At 51.7% G+C, this 1,205-nt stretch carries 1 rRNA gene; it reads left to right on the forward strand.

Annotated features, from left to right (window positions below):
• Positions 1–212: 212 nt before the first annotated feature.
• Positions 213–1,205, forward strand: a 16S ribosomal RNA gene (locus CIK87_RS07895); the annotation flags it as partial.

Genomic DNA, 1,205 nt, shown 5'->3' on the forward strand with positions numbered 1-1,205 from the left:
TGAAGAAAGAGTTCTTTGAAAGATTTAAGATAAACAGAAGAGTAGTAGTACAAGAAGCGAGCGGCTTCCGGAGCGATCGGGAAGCCACTTGGGTAAAATGAAGCTACCGTCAATAGATATAGAGACAGGTACTTTAGACTTGAACTAAGGATATTAGCGTCCTGAACAGAGCAAACAATCATCCACTTATAGTGGAGTTGAACAATATTTTTACAATGGAGAGTTTGATCCTGGCTCAGGATGAACGCTAGCTACAGGCTTAACACATGCAAGTCGAGGGGCAGCATCGCGATAGCTTGCTATTGCGGATGGCGACCGGCGCACGGGTGAGTAACGCGTATCCAACCTTCCCGCAACTGGGGAATAACCTTGCGAAAGTAAGACTAATACCCCATGGTCTCCACGGATGGCATCTGAAATGGAGTAAAGGTTTCGGCCGGTTGCGGATGGGGATGCGTCCGATTAGCTTGACGGCGGGGTAACGGCCCACCGTGGCATCGATCGGTAGGGGTTCTGAGAGGAAGGTCCCCCACATTGGAACTGAGACACGGTCCAAACTCCTACGGGAGGCAGCAGTGAGGAATATTGGTCAATGGGCGGAAGCCTGAACCAGCCAAGTAGCGTGAAGGACGACTGCCCTATGGGTTGTAAACTTCTTTTATGCGGGGATAAAGTTCGCCACGTGTGGCGTTTTGCAGGTACCGCATGAATAAGGACCGGCTAATTCCGTGCCAGCAGCCGCGGTAATACGGAAGGTCCAGGCGTTATCCGGATTCATTGGGTTTAAAGGGAGCGTAGGCCGCCTTTTAAGCGTGTTGTGAAATGTAGGGGCTCAACCCCTGCACTGCAGCGCGAACTGGAGGGCTTGAGTACACACAAAGTAGGCGGAATTCATGGTGTAGCGGTGAAATGCTTAGATATCATGAAGAACCCCGATTGCGAAGGCAGCTTACTGGAGTGTAACTGACGCTGAAGCTCGAAAGCGCGGGTATCGAACAGGATTAGATACCCTGGTAGTCCGCGCGGTAAACGATGGATGCCCGCTGTTTGCCACTTTGGTAAGCGGCCAAGCGAAAGCGTTAAGCATCCCACCTGGGGAGTACGCCGGCAACGGTGAAACTCAAAGGAATTGACGGGGGCCCGCACAAGCGGAGGAACATGTGGTTTAATTCGATGATACGCGAGGAACCTTACCCGGGCTTGAA

The organism is Prevotella sp. P5-64 (genome assembly GCF_002251285.1).
Classification (GTDB): Bacteria; Bacteroidota; Bacteroidia; order Bacteroidales; family Bacteroidaceae; genus Prevotella.